The organism is Vibrio sp. 10N.247.310.24 (assembly GCF_041467175.1).
In the GTDB taxonomy this organism is placed as follows: Bacteria; Pseudomonadota; Gammaproteobacteria; order Enterobacterales; family Vibrionaceae; genus Vibrio; species Vibrio tasmaniensis_A.
In genome coordinates this window covers 1-1904 of record NZ_JBFSUD010000170.1, presented here as the reverse complement: position 1 = coordinate 1904, position 1904 = coordinate 1, and the positions used below count along the sequence as shown (strand labels likewise).

General features: G+C 44.4%; 2 protein-coding genes. Both read right to left on the bottom strand.

Going from position 1 to position 1904, the window contains the following annotated elements:
• Positions 1-267: 267 nt before the first annotated feature.
• Positions 268-1359 carry a transposase gene (locus AB6E08_RS23105; RefSeq protein ID WP_136983454.1) on the bottom strand — a complete coding sequence of 364 codons (1092 nt, stop codon included), beginning with the start codon at positions 1357-1359 and terminating at the stop codon, positions 268-270.
• Positions 1356-1904: tyrosine-type recombinase/integrase (locus tag AB6E08_RS23100; RefSeq protein WP_372160328.1), on the bottom strand; the 549-nt coding region annotated here is incomplete at its 5' end. The genes AB6E08_RS23105 and AB6E08_RS23100, both read right to left, overlap by 4 nt.

The window sequence follows — 1904 nt, the reverse complement described above, 5'->3', positions numbered from 1 at the left end:
TAACGCTTAAGTATTTATCCGTTGTCGTAGCACAATGGATAAATACCTGTTGGACTTGGCCGCTTCTATCTATGGAGTTTGCTTTTTAGGACTGACTTACGTTCCACTCTTATCATTAAGACTGGTACCCCATCAGCCGTCCATTTTCCACTTCTAGCCACCAATTTATCTACTGCGACTATACCCGTTGCATAATCTTTTTAAAAGCGAACAATGCCCCTCTCTCGCCATAACACAACGATAATTTTATTCATTACAATCAGACAACTAGGTCAGTCGGTGCTCTGAAACGACTATCCTAGGTCTAATATTGATGCACACGAGTACCATGCTGTTGCTATGGCAGTTCGGACAACAAGGTTTCTCTTTCAGCACTTCCGATTTCTCTACGGGTCGCTTTCGTAAGCTTTGCCTAATTTCCGCTATCGCTTTTACCCGTACAGCATTAGCTAAAAAGCCATAGTAGCGTATTCGCATTAGCCCTTTAGGCAACACATGTAAAAGTAAGCGTCGAAGTAACTCGCCCGCATTACAACACATTCTTTGCGTCCCATTGGTTCGATAGTCTTTGTAACTCATCGTGATACGGCCATCCACGTTATAACTTAATTGGTTGGGATTTAACCCTATACGATTGCAATACCGAGATAGATAACCCACTACCGCTGTAGGCTCGTGGAGTACAGGTTTACTGTACACAACCCATCTCTTACTAGCGGCTTCCTCTAATAAATTACTGTGCGTTGCTATCAACTCGCTTACTCGACATAACATCTCTTTCTTAAAGCGAACGGATAGGGCTTTAACCGGAAGCAGGTAACTCTCTTTTCTTGTCGGTTGCCATTGCCGATCTTTTGTAAGCACCCCACTCGGTAGTAGGCAATGAATATGAGTATGTTGACTCAGATTTCTTCCCCAAGTGTGAAGAACCATTAATGCTCCAAGTTGACCGACAAGGTGATGCCGCTCATTAGCAAACGCGCATAATGTTGCCCACACTGAATGAAACAAGCATTGATAAACCACCTTAGGATGCGCTTTAACCAGAGCATTGAACTCGTGAGGTAAGGTAAAAACCATATGATGGTAGGCCACAGGTAAAATATCTTGGCTTCGCTTTGTTAGCCATTGCTGTCTCATCTGCTCTTGGCAATTGGGGCAATGACGGTCTCGACAAGAGCAGTACCAACGCGTTTCATGACCACATTGCTGACAACGCCAGTCGTAGCTGCCCATACGCTCTGTTCGGCAGTCTCTTAAATGGTTAAGCACTTGCCACTGTCTCGGTGTGACTTTGCTTTTATCAAGCTCTTCTAAGCCTTGTGTTAATACGGCTTGGTAAGGAGATAATGCGTTCATTCGCTCTCCTCCCATAGTTGAGCAACTAAGTCGAACTTACTTCCGTCCGAGCTTTCGTTGTGATGACCTATCCAATGGGTGTACCTCAATGTCGTTTTGATATTCGAATGTCCGAGGTAACGCTGAAGAACATTCAAAGGCATGCCCGATTCAAGCTGATGAGTCGCATAAGCGTGCCTCAAGGCGTGTATTCCTCCTAATTTTCTGACGTTTGCCTCAACTTTTGCTGCTTTGAAGCATTTCTGCAGAGAGCTAATACCCAATGGCTTTTCGGGCTCTAGGCTGGGAAACAGCACTACGGTGGGATGATAATGACACCAGTAATTTCGAAGATGATTCAGTTGGCTATCACCCAGTGGAACAAAGCGATCTTTTTTACCTTTACCACAATGAATGTGCAGTCGTTTCGCCGTACCATCAATGTCTTTCACGTACAAGCCTACGACCTCACTGACACGTAGGCCACATCCATAACACATTTCAAGTGCGGTCTGATATTTAAGACTTCGACAATGACTAATGATACTTCTTACTTCCTCGCGATT